16 protein-coding genes and 1 pseudogene are annotated in these 19,568 nt (G+C 58.2%); 4 read left to right on the forward strand and 13 right to left on the reverse strand.

Going from position 1 to position 19,568, the window contains the following annotated elements:
• Nucleotides 1-403 precede the first annotated feature (403 nt).
• The 4 genes from K5E37_RS10670 to K5E37_RS10685 form a co-directional block, all read right to left on the reverse strand.
• Complete coding sequence (locus K5E37_RS10670; protein ID WP_221533772.1) at nt 404-760, reverse strand: hypothetical protein; 357 nt, start codon at nt 758-760, stop codon at nt 404-406.
• Nucleotides 761-982: 222 nt separating this feature from the next.
• Nucleotides 983-1,201 carry a hypothetical protein gene (locus K5E37_RS10675; RefSeq protein WP_011333849.1) on the reverse strand — a complete coding sequence of 73 codons (219 nt, stop codon included), beginning with the start codon at nt 1,199-1,201 and terminating at the stop codon, nt 983-985.
• Nucleotides 1,202-1,453: 252 nt separating this feature from the next.
• Nucleotides 1,454-3,310: a DUF262 domain-containing protein gene (locus K5E37_RS10680; RefSeq protein WP_221533773.1), complete on the reverse strand. Its 1,857-nt coding sequence runs from the start codon at nt 3,308-3,310 to the stop codon at nt 1,454-1,456.
• Between the two features lie 25 nt (nt 3,311-3,335).
• Nucleotides 3,336-6,287, reverse strand: a complete 2,952-nt coding sequence (locus tag K5E37_RS10685) for an ATP-binding domain-containing protein (RefSeq protein WP_221533774.1) — start codon at nt 6,285-6,287, stop codon at nt 3,336-3,338.
• Nucleotides 6,288-6,630: 343 nt separating this feature from the next.
• Here K5E37_RS10685 and K5E37_RS10690 point away from each other — a divergent pair, with 343 nt between their 5' ends.
• Together K5E37_RS10690 and K5E37_RS10695 are read left to right on the forward strand one after the other, a co-directional pair.
• The gene (locus tag K5E37_RS10690) at nt 6,631-8,736 is read left to right on the forward strand and encodes an ATP-dependent endonuclease (RefSeq protein ID WP_221533775.1); all 2,106 of its coding nucleotides are present in this window, start codon (nt 6,631-6,633) and stop codon (nt 8,734-8,736) included.
• A gap of 1 nt (nt 8,737) precedes the next feature.
• Nucleotides 8,738-10,576, forward strand: a complete 1,839-nt coding sequence (locus tag K5E37_RS10695; RefSeq protein ID WP_221533776.1) for a UvrD-helicase domain-containing protein — start codon at nt 8,738-8,740, stop codon at nt 10,574-10,576.
• A 283-nt stretch (nt 10,577-10,859) separates the two neighbouring features.
• Here K5E37_RS10695 and phnE read toward each other — a convergent pair whose 3' ends face one another.
• From phnE to K5E37_RS10725, 6 genes are all read right to left on the reverse strand, one after another.
• Nucleotides 10,860-11,627, reverse strand: coding sequence for a phosphonate ABC transporter, permease protein PhnE (phnE, locus tag K5E37_RS10700; RefSeq protein WP_221533777.1), 768 nt, complete (start codon nt 11,625-11,627; stop codon nt 10,860-10,862).
• On the reverse strand, nt 11,624-12,451 hold the full coding sequence (locus K5E37_RS10705) for an ABC transporter permease (RefSeq protein WP_221533778.1): 828 nt from the start codon (nt 12,449-12,451) through the stop codon (nt 11,624-11,626). Before K5E37_RS10705 ends, phnE begins: the two co-directional genes overlap by 4 nt.
• On the reverse strand, nt 12,445-13,242 hold the full coding sequence (locus K5E37_RS10710; protein WP_221533779.1) for a phosphonate ABC transporter ATP-binding protein: 798 nt from the start codon (nt 13,240-13,242) through the stop codon (nt 12,445-12,447). The genes K5E37_RS10705 and K5E37_RS10710 overlap by 7 nt, the downstream gene beginning before the upstream one ends.
• Entirely contained in the window at nt 13,239-14,093 is an 855-nt protein-coding gene (locus K5E37_RS10715; RefSeq protein ID WP_102718319.1) for a putative selenate ABC transporter substrate-binding protein, read from the reverse strand. The genes K5E37_RS10710 and K5E37_RS10715 overlap by 4 nt, the downstream gene beginning before the upstream one ends.
• A 120-nt stretch (nt 14,094-14,213) precedes the next feature.
• Entirely contained in the window at nt 14,214-15,206 is a 993-nt protein-coding gene (locus tag K5E37_RS10720) for a zinc-binding dehydrogenase (protein ID WP_221533780.1), read from the reverse strand.
• Nucleotides 15,207-15,321: 115 nt separating this feature from the next.
• Nucleotides 15,322-16,218: a LysR family transcriptional regulator gene (locus K5E37_RS10725; RefSeq protein ID WP_221533781.1), complete on the reverse strand. Its 897-nt coding sequence runs from the start codon at nt 16,216-16,218 to the stop codon at nt 15,322-15,324.
• Nucleotides 16,219-16,382: 164 nt separating this feature from the next.
• Here K5E37_RS10725 and K5E37_RS10730 point away from each other — a divergent pair, with 164 nt between their 5' ends.
• On the forward strand, nt 16,383-17,132 hold the full coding sequence (locus tag K5E37_RS10730) for an SDR family NAD(P)-dependent oxidoreductase (RefSeq protein ID WP_011333861.1): 750 nt from the start codon (nt 16,383-16,385) through the stop codon (nt 17,130-17,132).
• Nucleotides 17,133-17,138: 6 nt separating this feature from the next.
• On the opposite strand, the gene K5E37_RS10735 is transcribed toward K5E37_RS10730, so the two are convergent.
• Both K5E37_RS10735 and K5E37_RS10740 read right to left on the reverse strand, forming a co-directional pair.
• Nucleotides 17,139-17,810 carry a paraquat-inducible protein A gene (locus tag K5E37_RS10735; protein ID WP_221533782.1) on the reverse strand — a complete coding sequence of 224 codons (672 nt, stop codon included), beginning with the start codon at nt 17,808-17,810 and terminating at the stop codon, nt 17,139-17,141.
• Nucleotides 17,807-18,403 carry a paraquat-inducible protein A gene (locus tag K5E37_RS10740; protein ID WP_134023388.1) on the reverse strand — a complete coding sequence of 199 codons (597 nt, stop codon included), beginning with the start codon at nt 18,401-18,403 and terminating at the stop codon, nt 17,807-17,809. The genes K5E37_RS10735 and K5E37_RS10740 overlap by 4 nt, the downstream gene beginning before the upstream one ends.
• 157 nt (nt 18,404-18,560) lie before the next feature.
• On the opposite strand from K5E37_RS10740, the pseudogene K5E37_RS29575 reads away from it, so the two are divergent.
• Nucleotides 18,561-18,752: pseudogene (locus K5E37_RS29575) on the forward strand (hypothetical protein); the annotation flags it as partial.
• Between the two features lie 137 nt (nt 18,753-18,889).
• Here the strand turns inward: K5E37_RS29575 and gstA are convergent.
• Nucleotides 18,890-19,522 carry a glutathione transferase GstA gene (gene gstA / locus K5E37_RS10750; RefSeq protein ID WP_221533783.1) on the reverse strand — a complete coding sequence of 211 codons (633 nt, stop codon included), beginning with the start codon at nt 19,520-19,522 and terminating at the stop codon, nt 18,890-18,892.
• Between the last annotated feature and the right edge of the window lie 46 nt (nt 19,523-19,568).

Here is a 19,568-nt window from a genome sequence, read left to right on the forward strand (position 1 = left end):
GGGGAGGTGGGGTCGGTTTCGGGTGGGTTGGGTGTTGGATTGATCATGGTGAAACTCCTTGTATCGTCATCAGGAGCCATCACCCACTCGCTACCAAACGTTGGGTGGTGGCCATACGCAGGTTGGTAGACCGGGACACAAGGAGACCGGCGCGCCCGAAGACGCCCTGTGCATGGCCACCATAAAGCGGAGGCGATTGACCGCCGCGATGGTGTGCTCTGCATCTTGTGTTTGTCTCGGGCTACCAAACCCCATCACTGTTTTTCAGTGACCGGGAAACGATAAGACCCGCGTCGTAGACGCACAAGCCGGCGGATTCTGGCGTAGTCGTAGGCAATGACGCAAGGCGTTGTAGCCTTGGGGAAGTTACGGCGGGTTGCTTTAAACGGAGCTGTTTAAGCGCTCAAAGCCTGGAGGAAATCTCCTTCCAGATGTAGCCATAGTTGTATTGCAGCCAGCGAACCAACGCCTTATCAAACTGCCTGCGAAACCAGCTGTTCTCTCTCGCTGCCAACCGCTCCTCGATCATTGCCCTGAGCGAGTCTGGATCAAAGCCAGTCCATATCGGAGGCACAGCGGCCACAAGGTTGGTGAAGCACACCGGCGCGACTTCTGAATAAAGGATTTCGTAGAGCACGTCAGGATCGATGCCTCTGACCTCCGCCGCTACATGATCGTATTCGACCGGCAAATCGTTGAAAGGCCAGGAGAGTGCAGCTCTGACGTCGGTCAGTTGAGGCTCAGTCAGAAGATGTCCCAAAACCAAAACTCCTTTAGTTCGCCACTTAGCGGATGAGGACAAGGGACGGGGATATTTCTTGAAAGATAGTACTGGGCTTAATTGGCAGAAAAGGAGTGGGGGGATTTTCAGGATTTCGGAGAACGCGGGATTTATGCGAGCCATTCGCGGTGGGCGAGAGCGCTTGGCACGCAACCAAGCGCTCAGGGTAGGGCGAGGCACTTACGGCTCCACCCTGATATTTCAGTTTTTGCTGGCGTTCAGCTTGCGCAGTTCTTCGTAGGTCGCCGACTGGACGAACCAAAAGCCGGAAATGATGCACCAGCACAGGGTGCCGGCCACGAAGATACCCAGCGCCGGCAAGAACCCGCTGGTGAAAATCGCGACGATTGCGACCAGCCAGATGAAAGCCAGGGAGAGATAAAGGACGGTGTTGTTGACGCTGATGACGAAGTCTTTCACGGGGCATATTCCTTGCGGGATGTAGAAAAAATCCCCCTCTCCGGGGGGAGCGGACGCATGCTATCACATTGCCTTCACTGGCAAGGAAAAGTGAGTTCTTCATCTGAAAATAAATCCGTCCACTATTTTCGGTCCCCTATATTCGTTGCGAATGTCCGCTATCGGCCAGAAGCAGTCATTCGAGATATATCCTCTAAGCAGGCGCCCCATACCTGCCCTCGCACGTTGATTACAATGCTTCCGTTCTAGTTGCTACTGATCAACGTCAGGATATGGCCAGATCTGAATCGCAGACTTCGCCAGCGCCGCTCCCCTGGCGAGAATTTCCTGCTCCGACCATTCTTCATGGTCATGCAGGTCACGGCTGAGATTCAGCTTGCTCCATTTCAAGAGCTCCGGTTTCTTGGCTGTCCAAGCGGAGTTGGACAATGCGGGGTTCAGGCTGCTGGTCACCAGTGTCAGATTGCCTAGCGTGTGCTTGATTCGATCACGACGCTGGCTGAATTCCACCTTAGTCTGAGGATCATTCTGCACCTCCGCGGGCAGCGGCCAGTACTCCTGCCACTTCACAGGCAGAATGTGCTCGATGGTCAACCCTGTCGGCAGGCTGACAGCCTCGCTTTTTGCATGCGTCATCGCCCGCTCCAGGGCCTCCAGCACCGCCCGCACACGGTACTGCGGCCACCACTGGTATAGCGGGAAGTCGAGTAGCGCATTGTTCAGATCGCCGTCTTTCGGGAAGCGCACACTTTCGCCTTCGCTGGAGAGCAGGAATGCACCGACCACCTGGACCGTAATCTGCTTTTCCCGCTCGAGATGACGAATCAGATCGAGGAATAGTCGGTTGTAGTTTTTGGTGGTCAGGCCACAGATCATCCGACGGAACAGATAGGACTCAAGCACCGTCAGGATCGCCTCGAACTCGGTTTGCTGCTGCGGACGCAGTCGTTGGCTGCATAGCAGCAGCAACGGGTAAACCGTCGAAGTATCGATCACCACGAGGCGCGCCAGAAAACGGGCCAGACGAGATCCTGCCGTGGGCGAAGAGAACTGGCGAAAATGCTCGGCATAGGTCTTGAGCAGCGCCATATGCTCACTGGCAGAGTTGGCCGGTTCGATGAAACAAGAGCCCCAGTCAGCGGTGTACTGCACGTAGTTCTTGTATTCTTTAAAGATGTGGCCGACACGAATATCGCGGCGCATCGCCAGGGTCAGGAAATGGCGGATGAAGATGTCAATGCGTGGACGGTTTTCCCGCCCCTGCTTCACCTCTTCACGCCAGAACTCGCCATCGAACTCCGCCCAATGCTCTTCGTACAGCGTATCGATATCACCGCCTTCGCTTTGAGCGCGCCGGAACAGAAAGTTCTTGATCAGGTCCGCCGGCAGCAACTGCGTACCACGTGCATTGAGCGTCTCAAAGATCACTTGCGATTCGTCGTCTTCGCCGAGATCAATCACCACCAACTGCAAGCCATTGCGAACCACGGCCCAAAGCGCATCCAGCTGTTTCTCCGGCGACTCTTCGGCTTCTACAGCCTCCGGCCGCAACCACTCCTCGAACTGCCCATAAAAGTACAGGTAGGCACCGACGATGCCCTGATCGTAGCTGAAGTCCACGCCCTTTTTGCTCGCCTGCTGCAACAACGCATCCGGGCTGCCCGCGCCATGTACCAAGGCAAACGCAAGGCGATCGGCATTGGTTGGCAACAATTTGGGCACCTCTGACGGGTCATCGACCATCGTGTCACTGTTGGAGACCATCGAATCGAAGCGCCCGGCGAAGCGCTCGCTACCCCGGCTGCGGCACAGGTCGCGGGCGGCGATCAGCAGCAGCTGCAAGGTAGTGAAGCGCTGCTGCCCATCAATGACCTGACGGCCCTGCACCGAACCCGTGTCATTACGCAGTTGCTCAAGCACCACGGCACCGAGGAAATGCGGGCGCAGCTTCTCACCGGTCAGCATCACATCAAGCAGGCGCTCGAAGTCCTCCCAGAGCGGCTGCCAATTATCCTCACGCTTCCATACATAGGGCCGCTGGAACAGCGGAATCTGGTAGCACACCGTGGGTTCGAAGATCCGCAGCAGAGGACGGCTGTTGGCTTCCATCGTTCATTCAATCCTTAGTTATCTACTAGCGCAGCCGACTCATCAGCAACTGCTGTCTCGCTCGCGTACAACCTACATACAACCGGTTGCGGAATACCGGCTGACCAAGGTCGTAAAGGTCGATCATTGGCAACAGCACGACATCGAACTCCAGCCCCTTCACATGCAGCACCGACGTGAAGTGCACAAGGTACTTTTTCGACAGATCGATCTGTTCCGATACGCTCATCTTGCGGAAGCTGCCCTCCAGCTTCTGCGCACATAAAGCATGCAGAGACCGGGCGGTTTCCTGGTCGGGCAACACCACAACAACCGACTGATTTTCAGGGATAGCGGCGATCGTCTCGCATAGATACCTGAATTCTTCTTCACGCCGAGCAAAGCCATGCAGCGTGTAAGCGCCTTGCTCGCTGACCTGATCATGCAGAAGGGCAGCGTCCAGCTGCTGTACATCCGTATCGGCTCCGCGCTCGAACAACTGCCGCAGTACCGCACTTAGCGCAGCGAGATCCGGCTGCCCTTTCTGCCGCAGGTTCTCATCCAGCACTACAAACTCTGGACGCTTGCCAATAGGGAAGCAATCCGCGATGTGAATTTCCTCGTTGCGCAGCAACTGCTGCGAACGGTCTCCGACCACAGTGATTGCGCTGTAACGCGGATCAGCCTGGGAGGTCATCAAGTAGATCTGCTGCTCGCTGAAGTCCTGCACTTCATCGACAAACACGCTCTGATAGAAAGGGGCCTCACGCAGGCTAGCGGGGAGCTTGGCTGTTACTCCGGCACTGAGGTCGTGAGCCAGGCACAGCAGCAAGTCGATATCCGAATCGCACAGGCGTTGCTCTTCAAGACGCTCCAGTACCTGCCATGCAATGGCCGCATCAGGGAAGCTGTCGGCGTATTCATACAGCGCCTTTGCATACAGCCCCGCGAAGTTCTTCAGCGGCTTGGCCAGATGGTCCAACGCCGCCTGCCGGAATATCCTAAGCACCGAAGTACGGGCCTGTTCATCCTCACCAGGCAACACCTGACTACCGATGCCACTGCTGACCCTCAACCACTTCAGCACCTCACCGTCCAGGTAGAGCAGGGATTTGGGCGTACCAAGCACAATGAACAGCTCATTCACAGGCATGAATTTAGTCTCATACCCGTCACCACTCACTAACGATGGCAGCAGAGCGCGGACGCTCGTGCCCGAGAGTGAGGCCTGTACAGCATCATTGAAGGACAAGGGCTGGTTATCCGCCGAGAGGAACTGGTAACAACTACTCGATACACAGGGCAATGCCTCGGCCCCCTCAACAACACTTGCCCTGTACAGCACCAAAACCTGATTGGGTTGCTGGAACAAATCGACAGGTAACTCTGCCAGCCTTTGCGCCAGCTCCGGAATGCCCTCGCCATAGGCCATGTACTCCCCTACATGAATACTCAGGGTTGCCGGGCCCAGGATTCGCTGAGCCAGCGCCTGAATCCTCTCCAACAATTTGGCCCCCAACCGATACAAGGTTCGCTCCGCAGCCAAAGGCGAGAGCAGCTCTTGCACCAGTTCATTAACGCTGGCTGCAAGCGCTTGGCGGGCAGCGGCAAACTGACTGCGCTGCTGGGTAGTAAACCGTTGCAACTGCTCACTTTCGACCTCAACCAGCAGCTGCTGCAAGTCGGCGGCAATCACCCGCGCCAGCGCAAGCCGGGCGGCATTGAGCCACGCCAGTGTGGTGGTCAGAGAATGCCCCTCGTCGCTGCTGTGTTTGAAGCGCTTGCCAGAACCGCCCGAAGACTCCAGATGGCGATAGCTGCGCAGCTTGGAGCGCAACTCGTGATACTCAAGCACCGGCAAACCGGGCATACCTAGACGGCTGCAGGTTTGCTTGAGGTACTGGATCAGCTCCGCAGTGCGCACAAAGCCGACGCTGCCGTCCTGGGAGAACTTGCCGGCAAACTCCCCTTCCCAGTAGTCGAAGTCGTCGCCGAGAATGGACCGGAACGTCTCACGATCCGTAACTTCGTTCGAGTTGAAGTCACAGAGCATCTTGGTCCGCCCGAGCGCCGCCGAGGTCTTGCCTGAGCCCGCAACGCCCTCGACCCACATCGGCCCAACCGGCTCCCGGGAAATGATCTTGTCCTGATTCGGGGTTCTATTCAGAAAAAAGTGCTCATCCAGGCTCATCCGCTCAATTAGCTCGCCACCAACTTCATCGTCCACATCATCGAGATCGGCAATCGCCAGTGCGGAATCTTCTTCCTCGTCATCGAGAATCTGCAGCCGCGGTGCGGCAGGCACGGACGGTGTCAGCTCTACTGGCACGGCCGCCGGCTGCCCGTCTTCTGGTGGGTGTGTAACAACAAGAACCTCTGTCACCGGTGTGTTTGGCAGCCCGGCTTCGTTAGTTGTTCGCTTCGCAGGTTCGAGCAGCTCCTTGCCAATGGGCAGCACAACGGCGACAGGCTCCTCCACACTATTGGATTTTGCAGGCTTTTTACTCGGCGCGGTGGTTTGCTTGCCTGCTAAATTAGCCGTTGTCAAAAAGGCTCGCAGATCCATGACCTTTCCCTGGCCGTTAGCATTCTCCACGCCCACCGCTAGAAAGTTGCGTGCATGACGCTCCAGTTCCTCCAAATCATGGCGACGAAACTGGCGAGCCTCAGTGACCCGGTAATCACCCCAGGCTTTGGAAAAGCTCTCAAAACCGACTCCTGCCACGGCGCAAAGACGGCCCACCGGTGAGTGGGGAGTGGCATAGCCCGAGCTGGCTTTGGGGTACACCAGCGAGTCCATACCCAGCCGGAATGTAGCAACCCCCTCGTTCTCACGCTCGATCACTAGTGCCTTGCCGTAGGCGTTACGCTTAAGATTCCGGTAAGCCAAATCGCCCTCACGGATCATCTGCTCGGCGTAATCAATAATCCCCTCAAGGACCTCCAGCTCCTCACGGGCAACCTTGCGCAGGGATGTTTCACTAAGCTGCTTTGCCATACCTGTCACTCCTTATCCTTAGCAGAAAACGCCCATGCCCGACGTTACCCGATAGTCAGCGTAAATCATTTATCCCAGCATTGGCATTAGGCCAGCACGGCTGAGTCAAAAATGTCTTGAGCCTAAGCGGTAACCCATGCCCGCATCTAACGGCCAAAAGAAGCCGTTCCAGAGTGACCTCTTTCGCCCCATTGCTACCCTCGTTGAGCTAAGCCAACTGCCGCCCCCAAATATCTAAAGCTAAAAAGGGTCCCAGCCTTCGACAGTTAGGCTAGGATTTCAAACGGAGCGAGGAGTACTAGTTTTCTGATTGCTCTCTTCATGTGTCAGGGAGGAAGGCTTTATGAGAGTGAGCGGTGTTGCAATTCGAAATTTTCGTCGACTGGAAAATGTTCAGATTGACATTGAAGAAAGGGAATCTATTTTTGTTGGCCCCAACAATAGTGGCAAAACTTCTGCCACTGCAGTTTTTCGCTGTTTTCTTGGTGGGCGCGATTTCAAAATTCACGACTTCTCGGTCGCCCGAATGGCCGATATCGACGCATTTGTCACGACCGGAGATGTTGCGCAGCTCCCCAAAATTAGTCTTGATCTGTGGTTCTCCATCGACCCCGAAAGTATCGCATTCGGTAGAGTGTTCACACTGCTGCCGAAACTTTCGGATTTTACACGCGTTGGAATTCGGCTGTCGTATGAGGTCTCTGAAGCAAAGAAGTTACTCGAGCATTACGACGCCGCCTATCCATTAGAGGAAGGTGGGACGCGCGCCAAGGCGTTGTCGCAATATCTGGCGCTCGACGGAAATCTTGGCCGACATTTTGCGGTTTGCTACTCGTCACTAGAAGAGAAAATTCAGGACGGAGTGCCACCTGAGATCTTGACGAGTTACCTTGATCCCGACGAAGGCAAACGGCTTCTGAAACATCTCATACGGGTAGAGTTTGTAGACGCGCAGCGCAACATTAACGATGATGACAGTAGCCGCAGTAACCGGCTCTCGTCGGCCTTCGCCGCCTTCTACCGAAAGAATCTTGAGCAGGTTGGTCCTGCCGCCGATGCTCACAGTGTGATCGATGAGAACAACAAACAGCTAACCGATCACTATGCAAAGCAGTTTGCCCCACTGATCAACCTCATCAAGCACCTTGGCGTACCATCGATTAATGATCGGGAATTACAGATTATCTCCTCGCTTAGCCCTGAAACTGCTCTGCGCGGGAACACCGAGTTGCTTTACATTGATCCCAGCCGTAAGCATGAACTGCCTGAGCTCTATAATGGACTTGGCTTCAAAAACCTAATTTATATGGCTATTCAAGCTCGGCATTTCCATTCTCAATGGGTGATGACCTCCGAGAATAGGCCTTTATGCCTGATGATCTTTATTGAGGAGCCTGAGGTTCATCTCCACGCACAAGTGCAGCAGACTTTCATCTCCAACATCTGGCAGGTAATCAATCAATCTGCTGAGGCCGCTGGCGAGCCTAATCTTGTGCCGCAACTTGTTGTAACCACACACTCCTCTCATATTATGGAAGCCGTGGATTTCGAGAAAGTTCGCTATTTTCAGCGATGCCATACCGAGGGTGAGATGGTCGCGACTGGGATTCGCAATGCGTCCATAGTTAGAAGCCTTCGGGCCTTCCAGCCGGAGGTAGAGACGATTGATGGTAAATTGGTTTCACCGTCAGAATCGCTGGCTTTCCTCAAACGCTATCTACGCCTAACACACTGCGACCTATTCTTCGCTGATGCTGCCATCCTTGTTGAAGGTGCCGTTGAGAAATTGCTAATGCCGTCCATGATCGAGCGCGCCGCTGGGCGATTGCGAACTGTATATCTAACAATATTGGAGGTGGGAGGGGCCTACGCCCACCGCTTCGAGGGTCTGCTCAGCTTCCTTCATATTCCCTACCTTGTTATCACTGACCTCGACTCCGTGGCCCCCACCGGCTATCCCAGTGCCTGTCGGGCGGACGTTGTCGGTGCAAGAACCTCTAACGCGTCTCTAAAAAAACTTTGCGGACGGACTACGATCGCCGATCTGATCGCATTGACCTCCGCTGAGAAACAGCACATCGACAAAGATCGTTGCATTGCCTTCCAAACAGATATTCTTGTCGCGGATGGCGCTGCCAACGAAACATTGCGCCCCCGAACTTTGGAGGAAGCAATCGTCTATGAAAATTTTCGACTGCTTCGGTCCGGTGCTTTATCTATCGGTATCCTCGTCCCTGAACTTCTTAACGACGCTTACCAGGAGGTCTACGACAGAGTTCGGTCGGATAATTTTAAAAAGACTGACTTTGCCATGGATATTTTAGCTTGCACCGAAGAATGGATTGTCCCTGGATATATTGCCGAGGGATTAAGTTGGCTTGAGTCGCGCCTATCGCCCCCGCTAGCCGCGGTGACGGAGATAGAAGTCGCTGTCGCGGTGGAGGTATAACATGGGGGCATGGGTGGAAAGCGAAGCGGATATTCTAGTCCGTAAATGCATAGATGATCGTCGCAGCTTCACGATGATAGCCGGCGCCGGCGCGGGTAAGACTAGTTCGTTGGGCGATGCTCTTAATCGGGTTCGGGATAATGAAGGACGTGTCCTTAGAAAAAATGGTCAACGCATTGCCTGTATTACCTTTACCAAGCGTGCCGTTGAGGTCATCAAGAAAAGATTAGGGTTCGACGAGCTATACCTAGTTTCAACTCTTCATGGGTTTCTGTGGGGTCAGATTAGCCGCTTCCATGAAGATATTCGCCAAGCGCTGTACGCAAGTCGTATCCCAACGCTTATAAAAAAGGCCATGGGAGATGATAACGGGGGTAACAGCAAAAAGGCATCAAAGGCCCGTACAAAAATCGCTCGACTGACAGAACAGCGCGCTCTTCTCGAGTCAGTCAAACGTTTTGACTATGCCGACACAAGCTTCAGCGATTACGGCAAGGGACAGATCGGCCACGACGACGTCATAGAGATTGCAACTTACTTGCTTGCAAATAATGAAACTCTCAGGCGGATCATCGGCTTACGCTTCCCATATATCTTCGTCGATGAGGCGCAAGACACATTTGAAGGCATTGTCGCAGGACTCAATCTCGTGTGTGCGGGCGCTGAACTTCCTGTGGTCGGCTACTTCGGTGACCCCTGGCAGCAAATTTATGACCGGAGTGCCGGCAATTTTGCGCCACCTGACAATGGTGAGGTCATCAAGAAAGCTGAGAATTTCCGCAGTTCCAAGAGTGTTATCCGTCTTCTAAATGCCTATCGTGGGGATGTTGAGCAGTATGCCGCTGGTGAAAATGCGGCATGTGAAGGTAGCGTCGAATTCTTGCTGATTAAAGCAGAAGATCCAACGGAACCGCGCAGGCGTTACTCAGAGGAGCAGGTTGAGCGGGCGCTGGGACGTTTGGATGCTGCAGTCGAAGGCTGGGGCTGGACAGGGCGCAACGATGTCATGAAGCTCTTCCTCGCACGTCAAATGATCGCACGGAGGCTTGGCTTCGCTGACCTCAACCGACTCTTCACAGGCGACTATGCGTCGTCTCGTGCCCAAGATGCCTTTGAGGAAGGTGCACATTTCCTTCTCAAACCATTTATTTCGACGATTTGCCCTCTTATCTCTGCTCATAACCAAGGTGACGAACGAGAAATTATCAATCTGCTTCGTCGCGATAGCCCAGCTTTCGCGATCGATGGATTAAACGCGGAAAAATCGCTGAAGTTGATGATTGAAACTTCGAAGGCTTTGGTTGGCCAACTGCAGATTCTATGGGGTACTGAGACGATCGGAGCGATCCTTCGTTTTTGTATCGAGAAGCAGATAATCCAGCCTTCCGAAAGGCTAAGCGAGCATCTTGATCGTGCCCCTCGGGTTGAGCCGTTTGATGAGGATGTTCACAGTCTAGACAAAGGAGACTGGCTCGCAGACTCTCTCTTCAGAATGACGCCTGAGATGGTCGCACGTTACGCCGATTATCTTAACAACAACTCCGCCTATAGCACCCAGCATGGCGTAAAGGGCGAGGAGTATCCAAAAGTTTTGGTCGTCTATGACGATGTCGAGGCCGCATGGAACCAATACAGCTTTAGTAAGACCTTAACGCCGCTTACGGCCGGCGAGCCCTCTGACCGGCAACGCGCCCTAACTCAGAAGCTCGCGTATGTCTCGTTCTCCCGTGCGAAGGAGGATCTGCGTGTCGTACTGTTCACTGCTGACCCGGAAAGAGCACGGGTAGAACTCATAGGAAGCAAGCTATTAGTGCCTGATCAAATCCGAGTAGTAAATTGAATGTTGTGCCTGTCTGTTTATTCAGCAAATAACGATTAAGCCTTAGCGGGGGAAGGGCACTTATTTGCGTATGCTGAGAAAGGCGCTGTCGCGTAGTCCACTTCTGAAGTCAATAAACGGTTTACGCTGTCGACATTGGCGCTTCGACCGTCGCTCAAGAGGCGGTTGCTGCCGATCGTCGCTGACATTTATTGAATCTAAGAGGATGGATTTGAACGTCCGTTTTGGCCGGAAGCGGGCCTCGACGAATATTTGTTTTATCCGACTTCAAAGACCATCCAACTTAAGCCTTAACCCACCGCCCGCGACTCCAAGCACTCAACGAATCCACCCCCCACACAAGCACCAACATCGCCAAAATCACCGTCCCCGCCTGCGCCTCCTGAAACAAACTCAAGCTCACATACAACATCTGCCCCAACCCCCCAGCCCCGACAAACCCTAGCACGCTGGCCATCCGAATATTGTTCTCCCACCGATACAAACAGTACGCCAGCAACTGCGGCGCCAGGTTCGGCAGCGTGCCGTAGCAGAACGCCAAAACCGGATTCCCCCCTTGCAACCGAATCGCGTCCGCCGGTTCCGGCGGCGTGTTCTCCAGCGCCTCAGCAAACAACCGTCCCAATACACCCGTGGTGTGCAGGGCTAGGGCGAGTGTCCCGGCATTCGGCCCAAGCCCAGCCGCAAGCACCATCAACGCAGCCCACACCAATTCCGGAATCGCGCGCAGCGCATTGAGCAGCAGGCGCGCGGCACTCTGAAAAAACCAGCCAAATCGGCCTGCGGCGGGGAGCGCCAATAACAGCCCCAGCACGGCAGCAAGCAGGGTGCCCAGCGCAGACATGGCCAGCGTTTCCATCGACCCACGCAAGATGGCGGTCAGGTAGTCAGCGCTGAGGTCAGGGCTGAGAAAGCGCGCCACATACAGACCCATCTGTTTCAGGCTCGTCGGACTGCCAAGTTCTTCAAGATCAAGGCCAAGGTAGGCGAACGAGGCAATGACGGCCGCGACAATGGCAAGAATCAGCAACGGATTGATCAGGCGCTTCATGCCAGCCTCCAGCGCAGCAGGCGGCTGAGTTGGTCGGCGCCGAGGACGAGGAGGAGGAAGGTTAGGAGCATGCTGGCGACTTCGCCGCCAGCGAACATGCGGATCGAGAGGTTGATCTGTTGGCCGAGGCCGCCGGCGCCGACGAAGCCCATGACCACCGAGGCGCGGATGGCGCATTCCCAGCGGTAGACGGTGTAGGAGAGCAGTTCCGCCGCGACGTTGGGCAGTACGCCGTAGGCGAAGCTGGCGAGGCGGCCGCTGCCGGCCTGGAGCAGGGCGTGGGCCGGGCGTTGGTCGGTGGATTCGTAGATTTCGGCGTAGACCTTGCCGAGCATGCCGCTGTAGGTGATGGCGATGGCCAGCACGCCCGCTGCCGGGCCGAGGCCGACGGCGCGCACGAACAGCAGCGCCCAGACGATTTCCGGCACGCTGCGCAGGAAGATCAGCAGCCCGCGCACCGGCCAGCGCAGCAGGCGGCCCAACAGGCTCGGGCGGCCGCTGCGGGAGGCGGCGGTCAGCGACAGGGCGCGGCTGGCGAGCAGGCTGGCCGGCACTGCCAACAGCAGCGCCAGGGCCATGCCGGCGGTGGCGATGGCCAGGGTTTGCAGGGTGGCCTTGAGGAGTAATTGCAGAAACTCGCGGTCATGAGCCGGAGGCCAGAACATCGACACGAAGCGGCCCATTTCACTCTGGCTGTCGGCGTGAAACAGCACGCCCAGATCCAGTTCGCTGAGCTGGATGCCGGGCCACAGCAAGGCAATCGCCAGCCCGGTCAGCAGCAACCGTGGCAGTGCGGCGGGGTCGCGGGTGTCGGCGCTCAGCATCGCGGAATCTGCACAATCAGCGGGGGGACGGCGGGCGCTGGGGATTGCAGTTGTTCGTTGGCGTAGAGGGTGTCGAGCATGTCGCGGCTGACTTGTGCGGACGGGCAGTCGAACAGGATCCGGCCCTCGCGCAGGCCGACGATGCGCGGGAAGTGCGACAGCGCCAGTTCCACCGCGTGCAGGCTCGCGACCAGCGTGACGTTGTGCTCCCGGGCATGGCGCGACAGGATCGACAGCGTGTGCCCGGCCAGCACCGGGTCCATCGCCGAGACCGGTTCGTCGGCCAGCAACACTTCCGGCGCTTGATACAGCACGCGGGCGATACCGACGCGCTGCAATTGCCCGCCGGACAGTTGCTGGCATTGGCTGAAGAGTTTGTCGGCCAGATCCAGTCGTGCCAGTGCGGCGCGGGCGCCGGGCACGTCGAGCGGATGCAGCAGGTTGATCAGGCTTTTGCCCAGGCTCCATTGCCCGAGTTTGCCGGCCAGCACCGCCGTTACCACCCGTTGTCGGGGCGGCAGGGGCGGCGCCTGATGCACCAGACCGATGCGCGCACGCAGGCGCTGGCGTTGGCGGGCGGACAAATGCCAGGCGCGCTCGCCCAGTACTTCGATGTCGCCGCTGCTGGGCCGAATGGCGGTTGCCAGCATATTCAGCAGGCTGGATTTGCCGGCGCCGGACGGGCCGATGATCGCCACCTGCTCGCCGGCCTCGATCTGCAAATCCACGCCGCGCAAGGCCTCCACGCCATTGGTGTGGTGCAGAAAAGCCTGTTTGAGGCGCAGCGTCATTTCAGCAAGTCGGCGGCGCGGGCGGCTTCCTCGATGCCTTTGTAATTGTCCGGGCTGGTTTCGATGAAGCGGCTGGCGGCTTGCAGGTCGAGGATTTTCTTGTGCTCGGGGTTGGCCGGGTCGAGGTCGAGGAAGGCTTTTTTGATCTTCGCCGCCAGCGCCGGGTCGAGGGTGCCGCGCACGGTCCAGTTGTAATCGAAGTAGGCCGGGGTGGTGGCGAAGACCTTGACCTTGTTGGTGTCGACCTTGCCGGCGTCCACCAGTTTCTGCCAGACGCTGGCGTTCAGCACACCGGCGTCGACCTTGCCGGCCTGCACCCAGGCGACGGTGGCGTCGTGGGCGCCGGAGTAGCCGACGCGGCTGAAATAGCTTTCCGGTTTGATGCCGTCCTTGAGCATGAAATAGCGCGGCATCAGGCTGCCGGAGGTGGACGACACGGAGCCGAAAGCGAAGGTCTTGCCCTTGAGGTCGGCGAGGCTTTTGACGTTCGGGTCGGCGGTGATGAATTTGCTGGTGAACTGGGCGTCTTGTTCGCGCTGCACCAGCGGAATGACCTTTGGATCACTTTTCAGCTGCGCCTGGACGAAGGTGAAACCGCCGAGCCAAGCCAAGTCGAGACGGTTGGTGGCCAACGCTTCGACCACCGCCGGGTAGTCGGCCACCGGCACAAACTCGACTTTCATGTTCAGTTGCTTCTCCAGATAAGACCCCAGCGGCTCGAACTTGCGCAGCAGCTCGGTCGGGGCTTCATCGGGAATCGCGCTGACCTTCAGCACCTCCGCGGCTTGCGCCAGCACGGCGGACAGGGACAGGGCCAAACCAGCGGTCAGTGCCAGGGTTCGCTTGAGCATGGAATTCTCCGTTTCGTGGGCGTCAAGATCGGTGCGCCGACGATGGGTAATCATCGTCGGGTGCAGAGTCAGGTTAGACGAAACGGCGCGATTGCGAGGGAGTCGGGCCGTGGTTGCTTGTCAGGCGCTGGGCAATCGCGCCACCCATTTCCCGCCACCCGCGCCGTCCTTCAAGGCGCACAAGGCCTGAGGCAGTTCGCGGAAGTCGAACATCTGCAACGCCGGGCCGATCAGGCTGCCGTCGAGCAGGGCTTGCAGCAGGTGTTCGCCGTTGCGCCGCAAGGTCTGGCGGGCGTGCAGGCTGGCGTGGGCATGGAAGCTGTTCAAGGCCACTTCATGCAACGAAATCGCGGTGGTGAAGGCCGGCAGCGGCGCGCTTTCCTGACGATCCTGAATGCACACCAGATGGCCGTTGTAGCCCAGCAGGTCGGCCATTTCCGCCGCGTGAGCGCCGCTGACCGTGTCGAACACGGCATGCAAGCGACGTTCGCCGAGACTGGCTGTGAGTGCGTTTTTCCAGTCCGATTCGCGGTAATCGAATACGCCGACTGCGCCCAGGGCTTTGAGCTTTGCATGATGCGCGCCTGATGCGGTCGCCCAGACCCGCCATCCGCGTTGTGCCGCCAATTGCACCAGTAGTAGACCTACCGCGCCGCCGGCGCCGATCACCAGCACATCGACCGCGCCATTCGCGGGGACTTTTTCCACGGCTTGCCACGCGGTCAAACCGGGGCAGGGGAGTGACGCCGCAGCGGCATCATCAAGCGCTGTGGGCACCGACAGCACGGTGGCGGCGTCCAGCAGGCAGTACTCGGCGAAGCTGCCATCGCTCGCCAGCGATTGGTGATACGCCACGCGACTGCCGGGTTGCAGTGTCACCCCGGCGCCGGCTGCGACCACCACGCCCATGCCGTCGACACCCGGCACGCGGCCGGTGCTCCATGCGGGGTGGCCCCACTTGATGATCTTCCAGTCCACCGGGTTCAAGGCGATGGCGCGGTTGGCCACCAGCACTTGGCCGGGGCCGGGTTGCACGAGGGGTTTGCGGGTCAGTGTCAGGCCATCCAGCCCTTGGCCGGACGTCCAGGCCCAGGCAGCGTAATCGGTTTGCATTGTGCGATTTCCCATGACAGTCGATGGCCGCCAGTATCGGTGGCAACGTGCATGAGAAGAACCGGCCTTGGGTCAAAGGTGTTTTGCTTAAAAATCAGCAATGCCCCGCAGCACTTCAATCGACCTGCGCAAACCGCTCCACCAGCCAATCGATAAACACCCGCACCCGATTGCTCAAATGCCGGTTCGGCGGATACAGCACGTGAAACGGATACGCCGGTGGCCGCCAATCCTCGAGGATCGGCACCAGTTCGCCGCGCTCGATGGCCGTCCTCACCGTGTAGTTGAAGGTGTGGATGATCCCCAGTCCGGCGAGCCCGGCCGCCAGATGCGCGTTGCTCTCGTTGACGCTGATCAGGCCTTTGCCTTCGATCTGATGGCGTTCGCCGTTGCGCTGGAAGTTCGACGGCAGGATGCGCCCGGTGGAGGCCGAGCGGTAAGCGATCAGCTGATGGCTGGCCAGGTCGAGCGGGTGGCTCGGGGTGCCGTGGCGTTGCAGATAATCGGGCGTGGCGCAGGTGGTCCAGGACACTTCGCCGAGGCGGCGCACGGCCAGGGTTTGTTCGGTCAGCTGGCCGCCGCGAATCACGCAGTCGACGCGTTCGCTGATCAAGTCCACCGGGCGGTCACTGACGCCCAGATCAACCTGGATGTCCGGATAGCGTTCGAAGAACTTCGGCAGTTCGGGGATCACCAGCATCGTCGCGGTCGAGCCGCCGATGTCCACGCGGATCCTGCCGCGCGGCAGCCCTTGCGCCTGGCTGAAGCCTTGGTCGATGTCGTCCAGTTGATGCAGCAATTGTTGGGTCAGTTGGTAATAGGAAGCGCCGTCGGCGGTGACGGTGAGGCGGCGGGTGGTGCGTTGCAGCAGGCGTACGCCGAGGTGGTTTTCCAGTTGGCCGATCAGTTTGCTGACCGTGGTTTTTGGCAGGTTCAGCGAATCGGCGGCTTTGGTGAACGAACCGCTTTCCACGACGCGGGCGAAGGTGCGGATCGCCATTAACTGATTCATCGGCTCGGGCTCAGTGATGTAGATGCCGATGAGTATTGTGCATGTCTGTGCACAAACAAAACCGATTTAGCGGATTTTTCAATTCAATCGATCGGCCTAAAGTCGCTTCCAACGGCTCACCTACGACCCGTCACCTACCTCGAAACGGTTATTGGAGATTCATCATGAGCAACAGACTTGAAGGCAAAATCGCACTGATCACTGGCGGCACCACCGGCATCGGCCTGGCCTCGGCGCAGGAATTCGTCGCCCAGGGCGCCACCGTATTCATCACCGGCCGCCGTCAGGCCGAACTGGACAAAGCGGTCGCCGCCATCGGCCCGCGTGCCATCGGCATCCAGGGCGATGTGGCGAAGCTGGAGGATCTGGATCGCATCTACAGCGAGATTTCCGCCAAGGCCGGGCACCTCGACATCCTGTTCGCCAACGCCGGCGGCGGGGACATGCTGCCGCTGGGCTCGATCACCGAAGAGCACTTCGACCGGATTTTCGACGCCAACGTGAAGGGCACGCTGTTCACCGTGCAGAAGGCCTTGCCGCTGCTGCGCGATGGCGCCTCGATTCTGCTGACTTCGTCGACCACGTCAGTGCAGGGCACGGAGAACTTCAGCGTCTACAGCGCGAGTAAAGCGGCGGTGCGCAACTTCGCCCGCTCATGGTTGCTGGACCTGAAACCACGGCGCATCCGCGTCAACGCCATCAGCCCTGGCCCGGTGCGCACGCCAGGTCTGGCAGGGCTGGTGCCGGCGGAACACACCCAGGGGCTGTTCGATCAACTGGCGTCTATCGTGCCGATCGGGCGTCTCGGCGAGCCGAGCGAGATTGCCAAGGCTGCGTTGTTCCTGGCCTCGGATGACAGCAGCTTCGTCAACGGCATCGAGTTGTTCGTTGACGGTGGCACCGCGCAGATCTGATCTGATTTAAACCGCTTGATGCCCCGGCACTTGTTCAGTCGAGTGCCGGGGTTTTTCCGTTTCTTCGTCCGGCGCGTTGTCCCAGATCAGGCGCGGGTCGAAACTCATGGCCGAGAGCATGGTGAACACGACCACCAGGCCGAAAAACAGAATCCCTACGCGCGGTTCGATATCCCCCAGCGCCTGGAATTTCACCAGCGCCGCCACCAGTGCGACCACCAGCACATCGAGCATCGACCAATAGCCGATCAGCTCGACGAAGCGGTACAGCTTCGAACGCTCCTTGCGCGCCCAGTGGCTGTCCCGTTGCACGGTGACCAGCAGCAAGGTCAGCGCCACGAATTTCACCCCCGGTACGGCGATGCTGGCGACGAAGATGATGACGGCGATGTCCCACGCACCGTGTTCCCAGAACTCCAGCACGCCGCTCATGATGGTGCTGTCGGCGCCGCTGCCGAGCAGGGTGGTATTCATCACCGGCAGCAGATTGGCCGGCACGTAAAACGCCAGCGCGGCGAACATGTAGGCCCAGGTGCGGGTCAGCGAGTTGGTCTTGCGCCGGTGCAGCGGCGCCTCGCAGCGCGGGCATTGGTGCGGTTCGCCGGTCATGTCGCAGGCCAGTCCGCAGCTGTGGCACAGGCAGAGGTTGAGCTCGGTTGCCGTCGGTGGCCGTTTCATAGGATGTCCCACAGTTCACGCACGTCGCGCCCGGCGATGCGGATCAGCAACAGGCTGAGCACGGCCAGGGCAAACAGGCCGATGCCGGGAATGACGTCGAGCATGCCCGCCAGTTTGAACACCGCCACCATCGCGCCAAGCAAACACACTTCGAGCATGCTCCACGGGCGCAGCGTTTCCAGCCAGCGCATGCACAGCTTGAACCCCGGTGAACGGCGCGAGGCGAGGGCGAAGCTCAGGACCCAGATCAACAACACCAACTGAAAGGCCGGAGCGATGATGATCGATATTGCGGCGACCATCGCCATGAAGGTGATCGGTCCCTGACTCAGGGCCAACACCGAATCCCACAGGGTCGCGCTGTTTTTCAGGCCCTTCATGCTGATGCTCATCACCGGGTAGAAATTGGCGAACAGCCACAGCATCGCCGCCGTGAAGCTCAGCGCCAGACGTTGCTCCACGCTCAGGCCGTTGTAGCGCTGGAGCACGCCGCCGCAGCGCACGCAGAGGGTCTTCTGGTGTTTGGCCAGCGTGACTTTTTCGTACACGCAGTCGCAATGCTCGCAGATGATCAGTTGATCGGTGCTGGCCATGGGGCGCTCGACGGGAGAAGGGCTTGAACCCCTTCACTATAGAAGCGCTGGGGCATTCGGCAACCGGAGCGCCATTCGTCCAGCAGGGGGCACTAACCCGCACGCGCTTGTTTCACACGTTCAGGTACACATATCCCGCAGCAGAACGGAGAACCCCATGGACATTGATGAAAATGCACCCGGCAACCTGTCACAACAGGCCGTGACGCGCACCACCGACAACGAAACCGGTCATGATCCCCGCAAGGATGAGTCGCCAGTCCCATTGCCGCCGGACGATGAAGCACCCCTGGAAGAAGACATGAGCGATGTGGCGGCCAACGATTCGGTGGGATCCGAGCATCCGCAGGACGGCAACCGCTCAGGAAGCGCCGACGCCAATCCTCAGAGCACCGCCAAGGATGATGAAGACAGAGAGGCGCGTGGCTTGCCGGCGAGTGATCCGGAGTCGGGCGCCTGACTGCGCGACTGCCCATTTGAGAGCGTTCAGCGCAATCGGTCGTGCCAGAGGACCGGTTGCGTGGCATCCTCTTCCGCGATGGCAGCCCGCACGCTGGGCCGCTCGGCGATGCGCGTCATGTAGTTCGCCAGCGCTGGCCAGTCTTCGATGGCGATACTGAATGTCGGCAACCACTTCAGCACTGTGAATAGGTAGGCATCCGCTACACCGAACGCCTGCATCAGAAAGGGCTGGGTCGCGAGAATGCGGTTCAGGTAATCCAGACGCTTGAATAGTTTGTGTTTGAAGATCGTTTTGGTGGTTTCCGGGATTTCGCTGCTGAACAACGGCGCGCTGCCGCCATGAATTTCCGAACTGATGAAATTCAGGTATTCCTGCAAACGCGAACGTTCCCAGGTGCCATTGGCCGGGGCCATCGAATGACCGGGTACGAGGTCGGCGAGGTACTGCAGAATCGCCGGGCCTTCGGTCAGCACTTCACCGTTGTCGAGCATCAGCGCGGCCACGTAACCCTTCGGATTGATCTGGCGAAAGTCCCGGCCATCGGCGGTTTGCTTGGTCTGGTTGTTGACCCGGATCAGCTCGAACGGCAGCGCCAGTTCGCGCAATACGATGTGCGGCGCCAGTGAACAGGTCATGGGGGCGAAGTACAGTTTCATGGGATCTCCTTGCAGGTAGAGCCTCAGAATCCGCTATCGCCACGGC

The sequence above is a fragment of the Pseudomonas sp. RIT778 genome (assembly GCF_019718735.1).
In the GTDB taxonomy this organism is placed as follows: Bacteria; Pseudomonadota; Gammaproteobacteria; order Pseudomonadales; family Pseudomonadaceae; genus Aquipseudomonas; species Aquipseudomonas aphyarum.